The following is a 2276-nucleotide window of genomic DNA, read 5'->3' on the forward strand; positions in this document are numbered from 1 at the left end:
GGCGTCAAATAAGATTGCTAAGGAACGTGGCGAGTCATTTTATGAATTTGAAAAGTCTGCCTATGCGGATGGTTCATACTTTAACAAGTATTTGATGGCTGACTGGTCACCAAAGACGGCAAAGGTTCAGGAAATTTTTGAACAACATCACTTCCCAACTAAGCATGACTGGGCAATGCTAAAAGAATCTGTGCAAAAGCACGGTCTGTATAATGCTTACCGGTTGGCAATTGCACCAACGGGATCAATTTCATACGTGAATGACTCAACGGCATCTTTGCACCCAATCATTAACAAGATTGAAGAGCGTCAAGAAAAGAAGATTGGTAAGATTTATTACCCAGCGCCATATCTTGGCACGGACACGTTGCCATATTATGAATCAGCCTACAATTTGGATATGCGTAAAGTCATTGACGTATATGCAACGGCGCAACAGCACATTGATCAGGGGATGGCCTTGACGCTGTTTATGCGTTCGACAATCCCAGCTGGTTTGTATGAATGGAAAAACGGCCGGACGGATAAAATGACCACCCGTGACTTAAATATTTTACGGATGTACGCGTACCACAAGGGCGTTAAGTCAATTTATTATGTACGAACGTATACAGACGATATGGAAGAATTCGGGGTGAATGAGTGCGAAAGCTGCTCAATCTAGCGAATTGTGAAATAATAAGCAAAAAGCTGGTATAATCTAGCTATGATTTAAGAAACGGTCAGGGTCTTAAAACTCTGACCGTTTCAATGTGTAAGTGATAGGGGATTGTTATGACTGAAGGATACGTTGCCATCAACTGGAATGAAGTTGAGGATGCGATTGATAAAGCAACATGGGAAAAATTAACTGAACAATTTTGGCTAGATACACGTATTCCGTTATCAAACGACTTGGATGACTGGCGTAAGATGACTGAAGAGGAACATTATCTTGTCGGCCACGTGTTTGGCGGATTAACGTTGTTGGATACGTTGCAGTCACAAGATGGTATGGCATCATTGAAGCGTTCAGTGCGTACGCAACATGAAGAGGCAGTTTTAAATAATATTGAGTTCATGGAATCGGTGCACGCAAAGTCATATTCATCAATTTTTGAAACGTTGAATACGCCCGCTGAAATCGATGAAATTTTTTCATGGACAAATACCAATGATTTCCTACAATACAAGGCGCAACGAATTAATCAAATCTACCAAACTGGGGATGATTTGCAAAAGAAGGTTGCTTCGGTATTCTTGGAAACATTCTTATTCTACTCAGGATTTTATACACCGTTGTGGTACTTGGGTCACAACAAGTTGAATAATGTGGCGGAAATTATCAAGCTAATTTTGCGCGACGAATCAGTGCACGGTACGTACATTGGTTACAAGTTCCAACTAGGATTCAATGAGTTAACAGAAGACCAACAAAGCGAAATGAAGATGTGGATGTATGATTTGTTGCTAGATCTCTATAACAATGAAGAACAATATACTAAGCACTTGTATGATGGTATTGGTTGGACGGAATCAGTGTTGACGTTCCTACGCTATAACGCAAACAAAGCGTTGATGAATCTTGGGCAAGATCCGCTGTTCCCAGATGGTGCTGAAGATGTTAATCCAATTGTGATGAATGGTATTTCAACGACCACATCTAATCACGATTTCTTCTCACAAGTTGGAAATGGTTATCGTTTGGGACAGGTTGAAGTCATGGAAGATGGCGATTACAACATTGGTTTGGATTAGGTTGCATTTAAAAAATTAAAATGCTATCATAATTGCAAGATAAAAGTTAGGTGGAAACAGTGATGCAAATTGCAATGGCACAATTAAATGGTTGGTGGCGCAGCTAACGCGTCCGAATTGTTGATTAACAGATTCGGTACGTGCTCTTTTAGAGCGTATTGAGTCTGTGCCGACTGATTTCCGTTAACGAAAGGTCTGCTCGGGTTACCGCGCAGGCCTTTCTTTTTACCGCAAGAGGGGTTTGCTAGGAGACCCTTTTGCGGTTTTATTTTGTCATGATAGTAAGAGGATAGCGATATGAATAAGAAAGTGATGGTAGCGTTAGGGCTACTCGCGGCAGTTTTAGTGGCTGCCGGTGTGCAGGAGTCTGTTAGCGAGCAGCGGGCAGCGAAAGTCCCAACGGTTGGGATTTTACAATTTATGTCTCACCCGGCCTTGGATGCGATTAATAAAGGCATTCATACTGGACTGACTGAGAGTGGTTATCACGTTGGTAAGGACGTTAAAATTGATTTCCAAAATGCACAAGGCGACCAGTC

At 41.7% G+C, this 2276-nt stretch carries 2 protein-coding genes and 1 pseudogene; all 3 read left to right on the forward strand.

The window, feature by feature from the left end:
- Positions 1–664, forward strand: a pseudogene (locus tag WEIDD23_RS10035) (ribonucleotide-diphosphate reductase subunit alpha); the annotation flags it as partial.
- 110 nt (positions 665–774) lie between these two features.
- The gene (gene nrdF / locus WEIDD23_RS10040; RefSeq protein WP_010373355.1) at positions 775–1737 is read left to right on the forward strand and encodes a class 1b ribonucleoside-diphosphate reductase subunit beta; all 963 of its coding nucleotides are present in this window, start codon (positions 775–777) and stop codon (positions 1735–1737) included.
- 297 nt (positions 1738–2034) lie between these two features.
- Positions 2035–2276, forward strand: a 242-nt coding sequence (locus tag WEIDD23_RS10045; protein ID WP_278279500.1) for an ABC transporter substrate binding protein, incomplete at its 3' end; no start/stop codon positions are given.

Origin of the sequence: Weissella sp. DD23 (assembly GCF_001579105.1) — a bacterium.
Taxonomy (GTDB): domain Bacteria; phylum Bacillota; class Bacilli; order Lactobacillales; family Lactobacillaceae; genus Weissella; species Weissella cibaria.